Raw genomic sequence first — 15,681 nt, 5'->3', positions numbered from 1 at the left:
GATTGAGCGGTGTGAACAGGTCACTCATACGCCATTCATCGACGATGACGTAATTATGAGTTTCCGGCATTACCGGTGTAATCGCAACTTTGCGAAAAAAATAATAATAATGGAGACCGATATGCCCAATATCAAAAATACTGTCGCCATAGCTTTATCTCTTGTCCTACTGGGCAGTTCGCCGGCGATTGCGCAGGCGAATTGGCAGGGGGCCAATGGCGGGTGGCACGACAACGGCAGTGCAAGATCCAATGGCGGCTGGGATCGGGAAGCATTTTGGCGTGATGCTCCAACTGACCTGCGACAGCGGATCGATTTTGTTCAGCGCCGGATCGATAACGGCGTGCGCGACGGTACGCTGACTCGCCGAGAGGGTCGAGATCTCAACGGTCGGCTCAATTCGATCCGACGTGAGGCGCGGCGCGGCTACGGGAATGATGGTCGGCGCGATAGCCTGCAGTCGCAGCTCGATGATCTCAGCCGCCAGGTTCGCTGGCAGCGCCGCGACGGCGACAGCCGCTATGGCAACCGTGACAACATTGGCGGTGATCGCTCCGGCTATAACGGCAATGGCAATGGCAACCGCGACGACCGGTTCGCCACGCAATATGATGCATCGCGATATTACCGCGACGACCCGCGCTATACCGAGCGCCCTCTGAGCTACAGCGACGAGGTCTATCGGGGGTCTGATGGTCGATATTACTGCAAGCGAAACGACGGCACGACCGGCTTGATTGTTGGCGCGATCGGCGGCGGTGTTCTCGGCAACGTCGTTGACGGCGGTCATAATCGCGTCGGTGGAACGCTGATCGGGGGAGCTCTCGGCGCCTTGCTGGGTAAATCCATAGATCAGAACAGCGGCGCCAATAGCGACGTACGCTGCCGTTAAAACTTGGCGGAGATAAGCGAGGCCGGATCTGAAAGGGTTCGGCCTTGTGCGCCAAAAGCAGCCATACCTGCGAACGATCGATCGGTTCGACACGCTGGCGCTAGACGCGAGGGATCCCGGCAGATCTCAATATTATGAACAGAGGGCGGCTTTTAGGCGATGAGAAATCGACCTGGAACGTCTGCAAAGTCGAAGGGTTTCGGGCGCCGGCAGGCGTACTAAACCCGGACGAGTACGACCCGCGGTGGGTCTGGGCGTGAGCTATGGGGATTTCAATTTCGGCCGGGTCTGTGGTGTCAGCCAAGAGCTGCCTGGGAGCGATACAGATCGCATCGGCCACCCCCATTGCCGGGTGCGGTAGCCTGGGGCCGGTCGCTGTCTGCGTGCTTCATCGCCGAGTTTTTGGGCGATGATGGCTCTGGGTACGAACGCTACCGCTTCCGGCGGCATGATGACCGGAGGAACGGGTGTTTCCAGGCCATGCCGGATCATGGCGCAATCTCCCGGACGAGCTTGAGAGGCCGGGGCGGTGCGCGTGGCTGCTGCCAACGCACGAAGGTCTCGATCACTACCATATGGCCACCGCAGCATGGGCATGGCGGGCGATAGTCAGGCGGCTCCTCGTCGTCGGGCGGTGGCGGGGCCGGCGCTACGTGGAGCAAGGCGCGGGCTCGGGCGATCGCATCCTTGCGCGCCGAACCTGCGAGCAGGCCATAGTGCCGGATACGATGGAAGCCGCGCGGCAGGACGTGGAGCAGGAAGCGGCGGATGAACTCGTCTGCGGCAAGGGTCATGACACGTTGTCGGTCGAGGCCATCGCGGCGATAGTCTTTGTACCGCATGGTGACGCCGCGCTCGTCGAAGGCGATGAGGCGCCGGTTTGAGATCGCGACGCGGTGAGTGTAGCGCGACAGGTAGGCGAGCACGGCCTGGGGGCCTGCGAACGGGGCCTTGGCGTAGACGACCCAGCGCTTTTTCCTGACTGGCGCGATGAGGCGCAGGAACGCCTGGCGGCCAGCGAGCTCGCTGTTCTCGCTGCCGAAGAACAGGCGGCCAGCATCGTGAAGCGCAATCAGCCGGGTGACGAAGAGGCGGCGGAACAATGCGCCCAACACGCGCACCGGCAGCAGGAAGGCGGGGCGTGAGGATATCCAGCGCATCCCGTCGAGCGCGATGCCTCCGCCCGGGACGATCATGTGTACATGGGGATGGTGGGTCATCGCCGACCCCCATGTGTGAAGCACCGCCGTGATGCCGATGCGCGCCCCCAGATGCTTCGGATCCGCCGCAATCGTCAGCATCGTCTCCGACGCCGCCTTGAACAACAGATCGTAGACGACGGCCTTGTTCTGCCAGGCGATGGCTGCGATCTCGGCGGGCAGCGTGAAGACCACGTGGAAGTAACCCACCGGCAGCAGATCGGCCTCGCGTTCTGCCAGCCAGGTGCGTGCCGCCGCGCCCTGGCATTTTGGGCAATGCCGGTTGCGGCATGAGTTGTAGGCGATCCGCCAGTGGCCACAGTCCTCGCAGGCCTCCACGTGCCCGCCAAGCGCAGCGGTGCGGCAGTTTTCGACCGCGGTCATGACCTTGAGCTGATACAGGCTCAGGTGCCCCGCATGGGCTACACGATAGGCTGGCCCGGCAGCACAGAAGATATCTGCGACCTCGAGCGAAGATCGCACCGGCTCAACTGTCCGGCGCCCCCTGTGCACCGGGAAGCATCGCCAGCTTGTCCAGGGGGCTCACCACCGCCTTGACCGTCTTAATGGCGACCCTCGTGTAAAGTGCGGTCGTTTCCAGTTTGGAATGCCCGAGCAATGCCTGGATGATCCGAACATCGACACCGTCTTCGAGGAGATGGGTGGCGAAGCTGTGGCGAAGGGTATGGGGGCCGACCCGCTTGGCGATGCCCGCCGCCATCGCTGCCTCGACGACGATGCGGTGTAATTGTCTGGTGCTGACCGGCTTGAGATAGTGCTGCCCCGGGAACAGCCAGCCATCGGGGTGCATCACCCCCCTGACGCTTGCCCACTCTCCACCATTCGCGCAGCAGCAACAGCAGATCATGGGCCAGCATGGCATTGCGATCTCGCCCGCCCTTGCCGCACTCGACCTTGAGCAGCATGCGCTCGCTGTCGATATCCCGGACCCTCAGGCGCGTGACCTCCGCAGCGCGCAGACCCGCACCGTAGGCGACTGACAGCATCGCCTGGTGCTTCAGGCTGGTCGTGGCCTGAAGCAGGCGTGCGACCTCCTCGCGGCTCAGTACCGTGGGCAGGCCGCGAGGGTGCTTAACGTGATGAAGCTTGCGGGCCAGATCCGGTCGGTCGAGTGTGCGGATATAGAAGAACCGCAAGGCCGAGACGACGGTGTTCATGGTCGTCACGCTCATGCCCGCCTCGCGCTGGGCAATCTGGAAGCGGCGTAAATCTTCGCCCGTTGCGGTGTCCGGAGGTCGGCCCAGAAAGGCCGCAAACCGGGCAACGTCCCTTACGTAGTTGCGCTGCGTCGCTCGGGCAAAGCGACGCAGATCCATATCTTCGAGCATTCGCTCGCGAAGGGTCTTCGTGGAAACTTCCGTGATGGCGTTGGTCATGGGTCGACTCCTCGGTTGAAGGAGTCGCAAAGGTCTGCCTCTGGCAGCCGCCGCTCAATCGAAGGGCCGTGGCAGCAGCTGCTCTACACCTCGCCGATTAGCGCCATTCCCGCGACAGCGGGTTCGTACAAGTCGGCGACAGTTGATCTTAATGATTCGGGCCTAGCAGCCCATGCATGCGGCACTCGCCGTTGTCACTTCACCGAGTGGGATAGGCCCGGGGCTCACGCCTCGGGCTTTTTCGCTGAGGCGGCAAGCCTCCGGACGCATGAACCACCGACCGCTTCCAGGTAGCGCCGCGGCGGCTCACTATGTCAGATGTGTCGGCCGTTTTGGACAGAACGGAAACCACCGACGCGGGCGCCGCGTTACGCGTGCAGGATTTGCAGAGGAAATCACATGGGCACCTACACGCAGCGCAAGTGGTTCGATCTCGCGACGATGGCCGAGGAAGAGCAAAGGGTGTTCCACGATCCCGCCTTTCGGACTCCAGGCATCACGATCGAGACACGCCTGCACGGCGAAGGCACCGGCGCGTGGCTATACCTTACGCAGTCCGGGGACCTTGTGCAGGACGATAGTCTTCTGTTGCCTGATTGGGAGCTCGTACCTTAGCGGATTCCCGGGTGCGCCCATGTATTTGCAGCGCGCCTGCGGAACCGCGGTCCGACGAGCGTCACTCATCCACTCGCGTCAGGACTTCTCCTGTGGCGAGGTTGACGAAAGTATCGTCCGACGCTCGTCTGACGTCCTGGCCATCGAGCAAAAAGTAGAAGGCGGCGCGGCGCGGCCGCTTGGCCGCGGGACTCGCACTATCATCCTCGGCCATTTCGACCACGATCAGTAGCGCGCCTCTCTCATCGCGCACCCTATGCCGGGCAGCCTCATGCCACACGTTCGCGCCCCGCATTACATCCATTTTGGATATATTTGACGCCGCGCCCCGTCTTCGTCCGCAGTGATCGTGAGCAAGTATGTCGTAAGGCCGTGACGGCGCCCTAAATCTGTTGTGGTGCGCTTGGACCTGGTTCAGTCTTGCCGGCAGCAGTTTGCGCGAGGGGGGTGGACAGATCATGAGCACACGGCGAGCGGGCTTCGCACTGACATGGGCAGTAGCCGCAACACTATGTCTTGCCGGCTGCGTGGCCAACGATGCGCGGCAGAGCGCGGAATTTTCCAAATTTCTTCAGGCCCGCGTCCTGGATAAGCCTGGCGTCCACGTTCCCCAACTCACCGACGATGAACGGACGAGTTTCGGACATTACGCGGAACAATATGCGGTCATTACAGACTTCAATAAAGCGATGGACCAGAGCGTTTCGCCCAAACTGACCGCTGCCATGCAAGCTGGCTCCATCACATCGATCGGCGATCTTTCAGCCCGGCTGGCACAGTTGAAGGAAGCAAAGGCCGGGATCAACGCGATGGAGAGTGCCCTAGGCGAGCACGTCGCACGGGCCGATGCAGCGCACGCGAAGCTGGAACAGCCAGCTGACCTAAAACCCGTCTACGATAAGACGTATGACCGGCTCGTTACGCAACCAGCCGCAGCCCTCAAGAGCATCGCTCCTGTGATGAACAAGGTGCTGGATCAGGCGATCGATCTCGGGAGTTACATTGACCAACACCGAGCTAGCGTGCGGATTTCAGGACCGATGATAGAGACCGGTGATCCGGCAGTGCAATCCGCAATCAATGAGAAGTTGCAAACGCTGCAGACCAATCAGCAAGCGGTTCAGGCTGCCCAGTCTCGGCTCCGCTCGGTCGTCTACGGTAGCTAGCGCTGAGGAAGAGTGCACTGCATGGCGACAAAGCACCGCCGACCGCCTTGGTGAACAGGTAACCGCTTTCGCGCGGCGAAAGTAGCGCGCGAATAGCTGCGATGGCGGCGAGATCGGTTATGCCGCCGAGCGCAAATTTTAGCGAGAGGCCTGGGGTCACGCTCTCCGCAAACAAGTGGCCGCTCGTGGGCGTGGAAGAACTTACCTAGCGCTTACGCGCCTTGCGGGCGGCGTATCGGGCGTCGCGCGCAGCCTTCATCTCCTCAGCGGTGGGCAGCTTGGGCCTGGCTGCTTCTGCGGCGGCACGGGCCGCTTCGGCGGCAGCCGCAGAGGCTTCGGCGGCTTCGCGCTCGGCCTCCTCCTTCGCGTCCTTCTCGGCTTCGCGAGCAGCTTCGGCGGCAGCACGCTTCTCAGCTTGAGCGGCTTCCTTGGCGCGCTGGCGTTCAGCTCGTTCGGCGAGTTCGGCCTCACTGGGCTTGGGCTTGTTTTTAAGCATTTCCAACGCTCGAGCCTTGGCACTGTTGGCGGCAGCAACCCGGTCGTTGAATCCCGGTTCCTTGAATCCTCGCATCAAGCCTGTCTCGTTCCCGTTGTCGATTGTTAGGGTGAAGGGCGCCTCGTATAGAAAACTGCACTCCCTGTTCAACCCGTGTAACGCGGGGGTGGCATGTTCGTCACAGCGAGCACTTGAAATGGCTAGTCGCGGCAGCCAAATCCGCGCGGGCAGCCACCAGGAGAGCGAAGACCATCATGACGACGATGACCGAAGCCGCGCCCGAGACCCGTTCCTTCGAAGCCGACGTCACCAAGCTGCTGCACCTCATGGTGCACTCGGTCTATTCCGATAAGGACGTGTTTCTCCGCGAGCTCATCTCAAACGCGGCGGATGCCTGCGAGAAGCTGCGCTACGAGGCCATCGCCAGGCCCGAACTTCTTGGCGAAGATCCCCAGCCGCGGATTACGGTGACCCTCGATCCCGATCAGCGCCAGCTGACGATCGAGGATAACGGCATCGGCATGACCGAAGCCGAGATGGCCGAGGCGCTCGGCACGATCGCCCGCTCGGGCACCAAGGCTTTCATGGAGCAGTTCTCCGCTACCAAGGATGCCGAGGGCTCTCAGCTGATCGGACAGTTCGGTGTAGGCTTCTATTCCGCTTTTATGGTCGCCGATCGCGTCGATGTGACTTCGCGGCAAGCGGGAGCTGATGACGCCGCGATCTGGTCATCGGATGGCCTCGGCACCTACACCGTGGGCGAAGTGGAGGTGTCGCAGGCGCCGCAGCGCGGCACGCGGGTCGTGCTGCACCTCAAGGAAGAAGCCGCCGATTACACCCAGCGCTTCAGCGTGGAGCACAAGATAAAGACGCAGTCGGGTCACGTTCCGGTGCCGATTTTTCTTCGCGAGAAGCCCGATGGCGAGCCGCAGCAGATCGCCGACGGCGCTGCGCTCTGGACGCGCGCCAAGTCCGACATCAGCGAGGAGGACTATACCGATTTCTATCGCTCGAACGCGGGCCAGTTCGACGCGCCGGCGCTGACCTTGCATTACCGCGCCGAGGGTACGCACGAATATAACGTGCTGGCCTTCATTCCCGAGACGCGGCCCTTCGATCTGTTCGACCCGGATCGGGCCGGGCGCATGAAGCTCTACGTGCGCCGCGTCTTCATCACCGCCGAAGCTCGGCTCCTGCCCCGGTATCTAAGGTTCGTCCGCGGGCTCGTCGATTCCCAGGACTTGCCGCTCAACGTCTCGCGCGAGATGATTCAGGAAAGCCCGGTGCTCGCCTCCATCCAGAAGGGCGTGACCAACCGGCTCCTCGGCGAACTCGACAAGCTCGCGCAGAGCGATGGCGACGCCTATCTCAAGATCTGGGAGAACTTCGGCGCCGTGTTGAAGGAGGGCCTTTATGAAGACTATGCGCGGCGTGAGACGCTTCTCGGGCTCGCCCGATTCAGGACCAGTACCTCAGGCACCGACTGGCGTTCGCTCCAGGACTACGTCGCTGGGCTGAAAGAAAACCAGACTGCGATCTACTACGCGGTGGGAACTGACCTCGACCGGCTTGCCACGTCCCCTCAACTCGAGGGCTTTCGCGCTCGCGGTATCGAAGTCCTGCTGCTCACCGACCAGGTCGACAGCTTCTGGGTCACCTCGGGGCTCGACTTCGAGGGCAAGGCTTTCAAGTCGGTAACGCAGGGTCTTTCCGACCTCAGCCTGATCCCGCTACCCGGCGGCGAGCAGCCTTCGGCAGAGACCTCTGACGCCGTTTCCGCCTTCATCAATTTCGTCAAGACGACTTTGGGCGAAGCGGTTTCGGACGTCCGGGCATCCGAACGCCTGACAGAGAGCGCTGTCTGCCTCGTCGCGCCCGATAGCGGGATGGATCGACAGCTCGAACGCCTGCTCGCGAGTGCTGGTCAGCTCGGGCAGGCGAGCAAGCCCGTCCTCGAAATCAATCCGCGGCACGACCTCGTGACGCGTTTGAGTGCGCTTGGTGAAGACGAGGAAGGCCTGCGCGAGGACGCGGCCCATCTCCTTTTCGACGAAGCGCGCGTGGCCGACGGAGAGCTGCCTGTTGATCCGCGTGCTTTTTCGGCGCGGCTTGGCCGCATCCTGCTGCGCGGGATCGGCAGCGCTTGAACATCCATCCCGCGTGACCAGCTGGTTGATTTGGTCGATCACGTACTAAGGGTTCTTATGACGGGAGCGCGTGCACCGGTATAAGTCTCGCACATCCTCCGCGGCAGCTCCGCGAACAAATGGCTCCGAGCTTTTGCTTCAACACCTCGGACCTGTCGCAATGCGTTGGCCGGCCCATCATGGAGAGGGGTCGGCCAATCTCTCAGCGTCCAACTTCGCCAGACGCACCCATCCGCGTGCGCGCTTTGTTGCGCGCTCCCTCGGCCGGAATCAGTCCAGCGATCTTGCCCAAACCGAAAGCCGGCATGTTGCCATAGACTGTCTCGTAGCGGCCCGGATCAACGCAATAGGTCTCATGGAATATCCCGACGGCCTCTCCCTCGTTCGCCTTGCGATAGAAATCTTTCCATGCCGGCATATGGCTCTGACTTCGATCTTTGGCATAGGATTCAAGATGATCGAAGCTGCGCCAATATTGTATAGAAACAATTGTCCGAAGCCCGCTAAGCATGAATTCGCTGCCGAGAAATCCGCTTTCAGCATTGGCAGCCAGCTCGGCGATCATCGGTTTCATTGCGCGTGCTACCGGCAGCCATTTATCGATACGATGTAATTTATTTACTCGCATTCCGATTACAAAAACCGTAATCGGCCCTTTGAAATTGGCGGTGACGCGACCAAGGTGAAGAGTTTTGGAAATCTGTCTTATCCTAGCCCTGCTGACGACATCTACGAAGAATTCGTTGGATCGCTAGCGGATCGATCTTGTGCGATCGGCTAAGCGCATCACGCCGCGCGCGCAATAGCTCTTGGATGCGAGGCATTCAAAATGCAGTAGCGCGCCGCTTCCAAGCAAAGTTAGGTGGATCGGACTACGGACATTACTGGAGAATGTGATGGCGTCTTTCAGAAAGGCAGCATGAACGCATGAACGACCGGTTCGTCGCGGAAGCAGGCGCGCCGAATGCGGTTTGGGAGCTCCACCCTGCGGAATGAGAAACCTACGGCGCAGAGAGGCTGAAGTTCGCAGCCCTCCCCCGAGCAGTGGGCCCAGCTCGGTACCAGTTGGGCCTACCAGATCTCGGCAAGCATCTCAGCGACATTCGAGGCTTGCCGGCGTGTGTGACTCGCCAATTCGGATCTGTACAGCTTGGCAACGCGGCGATGCGCCGAAGCTATGCGTTCAGACCCGGCTTGCGCCGCGAGCGCCTCCTCATCAGCGATCAGCTTCTCATACCGTAGAGTTTGAAGTTGCGGCATCGAGTCCCTCCCACTTCCAGGCTCTCCCTACAACCGAACGCAAAGATGCGATTACCTCTTTTTTCGGACCACCAGCTTTTTGCGACGTCGCATGGAGCGAGCGCAGCGGGTAGCCGGGACTTTCTCAGGGTGCACATGCTCGATTGCCGAATATATGGTTCGTTCCAATCCGGTCCGCGAGCACCATATCGTCCTCGGAAAGCAAGCCCGCCCTCAGCGCGAGAGCGACGAGGTTCGTCGCGTTTCGTGCACCCAATTTCAGCCGCATTTTGCTCAAGTAGGTTTCGACGGTGCGCGCCGTGATGCCGCAGCGCAACGCCACTTCCTTCGAAGAAAATCCGTTTGCCAACAAAACCAAAATTTCAAATTCGCGGTTCGTGAGAACCGTGCCTTGCAGCCCCATATCGCCCCTAGTTTTCCGTACCGTGCCTACAACTAACATGAGTGCAAGTACATGGTATTCAATGATTTTACGAGGAATTGACTATGCGAATAAAGCGCCGATTCTCAAGCCTTCTTTTGCCTCAAAGATGTCGTTGTCCGAAGCAATCTGTGCGTGGCCGTCGATGCGTTTGTGGTTGCGTCGTCGCCCCCAGGGCTTTGCGCCGCCCCTATGAACGGACGAATGGAGGATTGCCTCCTTCCGATTCTGGTTATTTGACGTGTAAATTGTCGGCGAGTTCAACAACGCCGAACGAATGGTGGGCCCGGCAGGATTCGAACCCGCGACCTAGCCGTTATGAGCGGCCAGCTCTAACCGCTGAGCTACAGGCCCACCTGGTGCGGACGGCGGGACTCGAACCCGCACGGGGCTTGCCCAGGGGATTTTAAGTCCCCGGCGTCTACCATTCCGCCACGTCCGCGCCGGACGCGCGCAGTGGCAGACCGGGAGGGACGGCGCAAGTCGGCGAACGGCGTCGACCATTCCAGGGAACAGTTCAGCTCACCGTCGATGGATCGAAGCAGCAAAAGCCATGCTCGGTGATCAGCGCTTTGGCCTCCAGCTCGTCTTTCTCCGTGCCATCGAGAGAAGCAACCTTGAGGAAGGTCCAGGGGCCGAGTTCCTCCGGCAGGCTCACGCCAGCCTCGTCACCACAGAGCGCCCAAAGTCCGTTCGCGCCGACGAAACACCAGACCTGCATTTGTTGAACTCCGCATTTGGCGGGGTTCCTTAGAAGATGGGATCGCTGCAGGACAGCAGGGCCGGCGAATTTTCTTGTTCGGCCGGCCGCGCCCGATGACCGTTCCCGCGCTCGCAATGGGTCGTGGGGAAGGGGGGAGGTCACAGCCGGACCGTGGAGCCGCTGACGGCGCTCTCGAGACCGGCGTGAAGCACCTCCATTACGAGCAGGGCCTCGTCTACCGGCACCGGGTTAGGTTCATTTCCCTGAAGTGCACGGGCCAAGCGCCGCCAGAACATCCCGTAGTCGCCCCGTTCGTTGGCGATGGGAAGCTCCCGGTTACCCGCTTGAGTAAACATGCCCAGCTCTGGGTCGCAACCCAAATCCCGATCGCCGGGAGCGGATCCCGCAAGGACCGCCGCCTCCTGTGTGTCAACGCCTTGCTTAACCCAGCTTCCGCTTGTTCCGTATACTGAGAACCGCAATCGGTGGTCGGCCGAAAGCTTGCTGGAATGCAGGATCGCTCGCATCCGCGGATAGTGAAGGATAGCGTGAAACCAGTCGGGCGCCGGCGCGCCATCGCGCATCGTTGCGATGTCAGCCGTCACAGCGTCGGGCTTGCCGAACAGGCAAAGCGCCTGGTCGACAAGATGCGGGCCCAGGTCGAGCCACGACCCGCCCTCGCGCGCTTCTTTCCAAACTCCCCCGGGTTCCGGCCGCCAGCGGTCGAAGTGGCTTTCGAAATGAACGATGCGGCCAAGCCGGCCTTCGGCGATCAGGCGCTGCAACGTGAGGAAATCGGCGTCCCAGCGCCGGTTGTGAAATACCGTCACCTTCTTGCCCGCGCGATCCGCGGTCTCGGCGATCCGCCGGGCATCGGCGAGGGTGGTCGCGAACGGCTTGTCGACCACGACATGTTTGGCGGCGCGCAGCGCCGCGATCGCATGCTCGGCATGGAGGGCGTCCGGGCTCGATACGACGACGAGATCGATTCCATCCTGGGCCAGGAGGTCATCTACGGATGGAACGACCGCCATGTCCGGCAGCTTGCCAAGGACCTTAGCGGGATCGCGGGACACCACGGCGCGCAGCGCCAAGCCGTCGGTGGCTTGGATAAACGGCGCGTGGAACACGCGGCCGCCGAGGCCGTAGCCGATCAATCCCACTCCGACTTGTTTTAAAGCGTGCGCCATGGGCGCGCGCTAGCACATTGCTCGGTCGCATAGCGACTGGCCTGTCGTCCCAAATAAATATCTGCCAACGCGAGTCTAACGTCGTGTCTGTACTAGGGTTTTTCCCAAACGGCGCTAATAATCGATTCGCGACCCGAAGGGCTTGCTTCAGAAATGAGACAGGTTCTTTCCTAAAGGCGGCCAGTATTGGCCGCCTTTCTTTTATCCCACCGGCCTAGATGATTTGAAGTCGCGCGGGCCCGCGGCCGGGCCTCGCCATTTCAGGCAAGCGTCATGGCGAACGACAGGGCAGTCGTGCTCAAAGCGATGACGAGCGCGGTGACGGCGTGGAAAGTGCGGTGCATCTTCTATCTCCTGGAGGGCCGCGCGACTCGGCGCGCCCTTACGAGAAGATGTACTAACCTAGGTTAGTTATGAAGTAAACAAGCTTATTATAAGCATGGCAGGTATGTGCGTGGGCCGCGCCACAGCGTCCCTGTCGGGCCGCGCGCCAGGAGAGGGAAGGGGGGCGGGGCGGGGGGTGAGACCCCCTGAGCGATAAAGTGCTCCTGATCCGGGTCTCACGCTCCACCGGAGACTCCGCTCATGGAAAACATCACCGTTCCCTTCTCTTCGCTCGTGCTGTCGGACCTCAACGTCCGCAAGACGGCTGGCGACCTTGCCCTCGATGCGCTGGCCGCGAGCATTCTCGAGCACGGCCTTATCCAACCGCTCGTCGTCACGGCGATCAAGGCCCGCCGATCGACTTCCTATGCTGTCCATGCGGGCGGGCGCCGCTGCCGCGCGATTGCGCAGCTGATCGAGACGGGCAAGCTGCCGCAGGATCACGGCGTCGACGTGCGCGTCTTCGCCAACCGAGCCGCCGCCGCCCGAGAAATCAGCCTCGCCGAGAACCTGATCCGCGAGTCCATGTCGCCAGCTGACGAATGCCGCGCGTTCAAGGATATCATCGACACCGACGGCGCTGATGCCGAGGATATCGCCCGCCGCTTCGGCCTCACCGTCCGCCACGTCCAGGGGCGCCTGCGCCTTGCGGACCTCGCCGAGCCGATCTTCGCGGCGCTTGCGGCCGGCGACATCACGCTCGACATCGCCATGGCCTACTGCGCGACCGCGGACCGCGATCGTCAGCTCGCCGCCTGGGAGCGCCTGTCGGCCGGCTGGCAGGCGCAGAACGCGCAGACCATCCGCCGCGCTGTCGCCGAGACCGCGATTGCCTCGTCGCACCCGGTCGCCCTGTTCCTGGGCGAAGACGAATACCGCGCCGGCGGCGGCCGCATCGAGAGCGACCTCTTCGCCGCCAGCGGTGAGGGCATGTGGCTCGACGGCGAGATTGCTACCGAGCTCGCGACCAAGAAGCTCGCCTACGAGGCAGAAATCGCCGCGCTTGGCGGTCGCTATGGCTGGGTGACGCCGGTGCTCGCGGCGTACCTGCCCTACGAGCTCACCAAGGACCTGCACCCCTTCTATCCTTCGCGCGTCGATCCGGCGCCCGAGGTCCAGGCCCGCCTCGACGAAATCGAGGTCCGCATCGATGAGCTGAACGAGGTCGCCGAGACCAGTGAGGACGAGGCTGAGGTCGAGAAGGCCGAAGCCGAAATGGAACTCCTGTCGGCCGAATACGACAAGCTGGGCGAGACCTGCCAGGTCATCCGCGACGAGGACAAGCCCAATGTTGGCGTCTTCCTCATTCTCGAGAAGGACGGCACGCCTGCGCTGCACCATCAACTCTATACGACGGTGAAACCGGGCCGCGCTGCCGCTTCGGGCCAGGCCGGCAGCAGCACCGGTTCGGCCGGCACAGCGAAGACGGACGGCTTCAGCCGAAGCCTCGAGGAAAACCTCGCCAAGGAGCGGCGCGACGTTCTCGCGCTCCATGTCGCGACCGATCCCGCAATGGCGCTCGATCTCGTCATCTTCCGGCTGGCGATCGATTGCATGGGCTTCTTCACGGCCAATGATACGGGGCTTTCGATCAAGATCGGCGACCGGTTCGAGCCGGCGGGGCTCGTCGGGGTCCCGCCGAGCCAGGCGGTTGTCGATCTCGATGCCGTCCGCTCCGCGCTGCCGCACGAATGGAGCCAGGCCGACGACCTCTTCACCGCCTTCCTCGAGTTCCGGGGTCTCGACGAAGAGGCCAAGGCGAGCTGGCTCGCTTACGCGGTCAGCCAGAGCCTGAAAGCGAGCCTCGATGTGGGCTGGCGCGGCAACGCATTTCTGTCGGGCGTCGGCGCCATGATGGAGATCGATGTCGCCGCACATTGGCGGCCGGGCGCGGAAAACTACTTCGACCGCCTCAAGAAGGGCCAGATCCTGACCGCGCTGGGGCAGATCGATCCCGAACTGCCGGCGCGCTACGCGACCGCGAAAAAGGGCGAGCTCGCTTTGGCGGCAGCGAAGCTCTGCGCCGGCGACACGATCACCGATCCGGCGGTCAAGCAACGCGCGGCCGCCTGGCTTCCCGAGGCGATGCGCTTCACCGCCAAGGCGCCTGCCGAAGCGGATAGTGCGGCGCAGAGCGACGCCAATGGCGATGAGGGGCCCATCGCCTCGGGCGATTGCGATGCCGAGCTCATCGGCGATGGTGAAGATGGACTCGAGCAGGCGGGCGCGCCCGGCGAGCCGGCCGCTGACGTTGAGCCCGAAGACGGCCATCTGTCCGAGGAAGTGATCGCCGAAGCGGCCTGACAGCACAGCACAGGTGCGGGGGCCGTTCGGCGAGCTGCCGGCGGTCCCCGGCTTCCCCAACATCCAGGCCGCCAAGCGGCCCATCCCAAAAGCCTGAGCGGGAAAGGTGCGAGCGAGCACCGGTGCTCGCCTAGAAGAGGAGACATTCCATGACGCGACGTCATGACATCTACGCCGCCGTCACCGCCCAGATTGCGGCAGCGATCGAGGCAGGCGCGGGCCAGTGGCGCATGCCCTGGCATCATTCGGGGGCGCCGGTCATGCGCCCGACCAGTGCCGCGGGGCGCCGCTACAGCGGCATCAACCGCCTGATGCTTTGGGCCTCCGCCGAAGCCTGTGGCTACACCTCGGGCGTCTGGGCGACTTACAACCAGTGGAAGGATAGCGGCGCGCAGGTCCGCAAGGGCGCAGCCGGCACCCACGTCGTGCTCTGGAAGAAGATCGACCGCGTGGATGACGCCAGCGGATCCAGTGGCGGCGGTGATGATGGGAACGAACGCCGGGCGCGGTTCTATGCACGCAGCTTCGTCGTGTTCAACCGCGCGCAGGTCGATGGCGCCCCCGATGAGGCGGTCATCGAGGAGCGGCCGATGGAGGATCGGATCGCCGGCGCGCTCGGCTTCTTCGCGGGTCTCGGCATTCCCATCGAATACGGCCTCCACGACGCCTATTATCGTCCTGATCTCGACAAGATCTTCATGCCGGAGCAGCATGCCTTCGAGAGCGACCTTGGCCTTGTCTCGACGCTCGCGCACGAGATCACCCATGCGACCGGTGCGGCGCACCGGCTCGACCGCGAAACCCTGCGCGATTACTACAAGGGGCTCGCTATCCGCGCGCGTGAGGAACTCGTCGCCGATATCGGCAGCGCCTTCCTCCTCGCGGATTTGGGCCTCGCGCACACGCCGCGGCCCGATCATGCGGCCTATGTCGCTTCCTGGCTGAGAGCGCTGCGCGATGATCCGCGGGCGATCTTCACCGCGGCCGCCAAGGCGCAGGCAGCCTCGGACTGGATGCATGCGCAGCAGCCGGCGGCCGCTCCGCTGCCTTTAGCGGCATGAGGCCCGTCATGCTGCGATCGGCTTATCATCCGCCGGGCGCCCAGGCGGGCGTCCGCGGCCTGCCGGCGCCCGCCGACCCGCGCGATTGGCCGGCGGCCTATGCGGCCTTCGTCGCCGACATCCACCGCGAGGTGCCCGTCCATCTGCCCTCGTTCGAGCGTCGGCATGCCTGGCGGGGGCGGAGCCACCGCGTGCTCGCGCGCAACGTCCACGCCGATATCGGCATCTCGACCTGGCAAGGCGCCGCCTGGGTCTGGATTGCCGCGCGGTCGGACCGGGAATTTCGCCGGCGCGCCGAGTGGATCGACGCGCGCGGCGAAGCGCAGGCCTGGCTCCTCCAGATCGCGCCGCGCTTTGCGCGCCTCCTCACCACGCTCGGCTGCCAGCAGTCGCTCCCCGGCAGCGATGCCGCCAGCGATCAGCTCGCGGCCGCCTGACCATTCTAC

At 62.9% G+C, this 15,681-nt stretch carries 14 protein-coding genes, 2 tRNA genes and 1 pseudogene; 7 read left to right on the top strand and 10 right to left on the bottom strand.

The annotated features are described in order from the left end of the window. Positions 1–121: 121 nt before the first annotated feature. Positions 122–892, top strand: coding sequence for a glycine zipper 2TM domain-containing protein (locus KRR38_RS38140; RefSeq protein WP_217408179.1), 771 nt, complete (start codon positions 122–124; stop codon positions 890–892). Positions 893–1,380: 488 nt separating this feature from the next. Here KRR38_RS38140 and KRR38_RS33960 read toward each other — a convergent pair whose 3' ends face one another. Beyond that, a complete protein-coding gene (locus KRR38_RS33960; protein ID WP_217401357.1) occupies positions 1,381–2,574 on the bottom strand; it encodes an IS91 family transposase in 1,194 nt (397 codons plus the stop codon). Between the two features lie 4 nt (positions 2,575–2,578). Continuing rightward, positions 2,579–3,488, bottom strand: a pseudogene (locus tag KRR38_RS33955) (tyrosine-type recombinase/integrase). Positions 3,489–3,887: 399 nt separating this feature from the next. On the opposite strand from KRR38_RS33955, the gene KRR38_RS33950 reads away from it, so the two are divergent. After that, entirely contained in the window at positions 3,888–4,103 is a 216-nt protein-coding gene (locus KRR38_RS33950) for a hypothetical protein (protein WP_217408178.1), read from the top strand. Positions 4,104–4,164: 61 nt separating this feature from the next. Here KRR38_RS33950 and KRR38_RS33945 read toward each other — a convergent pair whose 3' ends face one another. Further along, a complete protein-coding gene (locus KRR38_RS33945) occupies positions 4,165–4,356 on the bottom strand; it encodes a hypothetical protein (RefSeq protein WP_217408177.1) in 192 nt (63 codons plus the stop codon). Positions 4,357–4,561: 205 nt separating this feature from the next. On the opposite strand from KRR38_RS33945, the gene KRR38_RS33940 reads away from it, so the two are divergent. Continuing rightward, positions 4,562–5,269 (top strand): DUF3053 family protein, encoded by a 708-nt coding sequence (locus KRR38_RS33940; RefSeq protein ID WP_217408176.1) that lies wholly within the window; start codon positions 4,562–4,564, stop codon positions 5,267–5,269. 205 nt (positions 5,270–5,474) lie between these two features. On the opposite strand, the gene KRR38_RS33935 is transcribed toward KRR38_RS33940, so the two are convergent. After that, positions 5,475–5,840 carry a DUF6481 family protein gene (locus tag KRR38_RS33935; protein WP_217408175.1) on the bottom strand — a complete coding sequence of 122 codons (366 nt, stop codon included), beginning with the start codon at positions 5,838–5,840 and terminating at the stop codon, positions 5,475–5,477. A 179-nt stretch (positions 5,841–6,019) separates the two neighbouring features. Here KRR38_RS33935 and htpG point away from each other — a divergent pair, with 179 nt between their 5' ends. Beyond that, on the top strand, positions 6,020–7,912 hold the full coding sequence (htpG, locus tag KRR38_RS33930; protein WP_217408174.1) for a molecular chaperone HtpG: 1,893 nt from the start codon (positions 6,020–6,022) through the stop codon (positions 7,910–7,912). Positions 7,913–8,114: 202 nt separating this feature from the next. Here the strand turns inward: htpG and KRR38_RS33925 are convergent, their stop codons facing one another. The 6 genes from KRR38_RS33925 to KRR38_RS33900 all read right to left on the bottom strand — a co-directional run bounded on the left by KRR38_RS33925 (position 8,115) and on the right by KRR38_RS33900 (position 11,486). Beyond that, positions 8,115–8,561: a DUF4188 domain-containing protein gene (locus KRR38_RS33925; RefSeq protein WP_309141263.1), complete on the bottom strand. Its 447-nt coding sequence runs from the start codon at positions 8,559–8,561 to the stop codon at positions 8,115–8,117. A 735-nt stretch (positions 8,562–9,296) separates the two neighbouring features. Continuing rightward, positions 9,297–9,575 carry a response regulator transcription factor gene (locus KRR38_RS33920; protein ID WP_217408172.1) on the bottom strand — a complete coding sequence of 93 codons (279 nt, stop codon included), beginning with the start codon at positions 9,573–9,575 and terminating at the stop codon, positions 9,297–9,299. Between the two features lie 296 nt (positions 9,576–9,871). Next, positions 9,872–9,947: transfer RNA gene (locus KRR38_RS33915), tRNA-Ile, on the bottom strand. A 3-nt stretch (positions 9,948–9,950) separates the two neighbouring features. Next, a tRNA-Leu gene (locus tag KRR38_RS33910) sits at positions 9,951–10,035 on the bottom strand. A 75-nt stretch (positions 10,036–10,110) separates the two neighbouring features. Then, positions 10,111–10,314, bottom strand: a complete 204-nt coding sequence (locus KRR38_RS33905; RefSeq protein WP_217408171.1) for a hypothetical protein — start codon at positions 10,312–10,314, stop codon at positions 10,111–10,113. A 140-nt stretch (positions 10,315–10,454) separates the two neighbouring features. Continuing rightward, entirely contained in the window at positions 10,455–11,486 is a 1,032-nt protein-coding gene (locus KRR38_RS33900; RefSeq protein ID WP_217408170.1) for an oxidoreductase, read from the bottom strand. Positions 11,487–12,071: 585 nt separating this feature from the next. On the opposite strand from KRR38_RS33900, the gene KRR38_RS33895 reads away from it, so the two are divergent. The 3 genes from KRR38_RS33895 to KRR38_RS33885 all read left to right on the top strand — a co-directional run bounded on the left by KRR38_RS33895 (position 12,072) and on the right by KRR38_RS33885 (position 15,672). Then, a complete protein-coding gene (locus tag KRR38_RS33895; protein ID WP_217408169.1) occupies positions 12,072–14,174 on the top strand; it encodes a ParB/RepB/Spo0J family partition protein in 2,103 nt (700 codons plus the stop codon). A 149-nt stretch (positions 14,175–14,323) separates the two neighbouring features. Further along, positions 14,324–15,235: an ArdC family protein gene (locus KRR38_RS33890; protein WP_217408168.1), complete on the top strand. Its 912-nt coding sequence runs from the start codon at positions 14,324–14,326 to the stop codon at positions 15,233–15,235. Positions 15,236–15,243: 8 nt separating this feature from the next. Continuing rightward, positions 15,244–15,672, top strand: coding sequence for a hypothetical protein (locus KRR38_RS33885; RefSeq protein WP_217408167.1), 429 nt, complete (start codon positions 15,244–15,246; stop codon positions 15,670–15,672). The last annotated feature ends 9 nt before the right edge of the window (positions 15,673–15,681 follow it).

The sequence above is a fragment of the Novosphingobium sp. G106 genome (assembly GCF_019075875.1).
GTDB lineage: Bacteria > Pseudomonadota > Alphaproteobacteria > Sphingomonadales > Sphingomonadaceae > Novosphingobium.
This window is presented reverse-complemented; position numbering and strand designations above follow the sequence as displayed.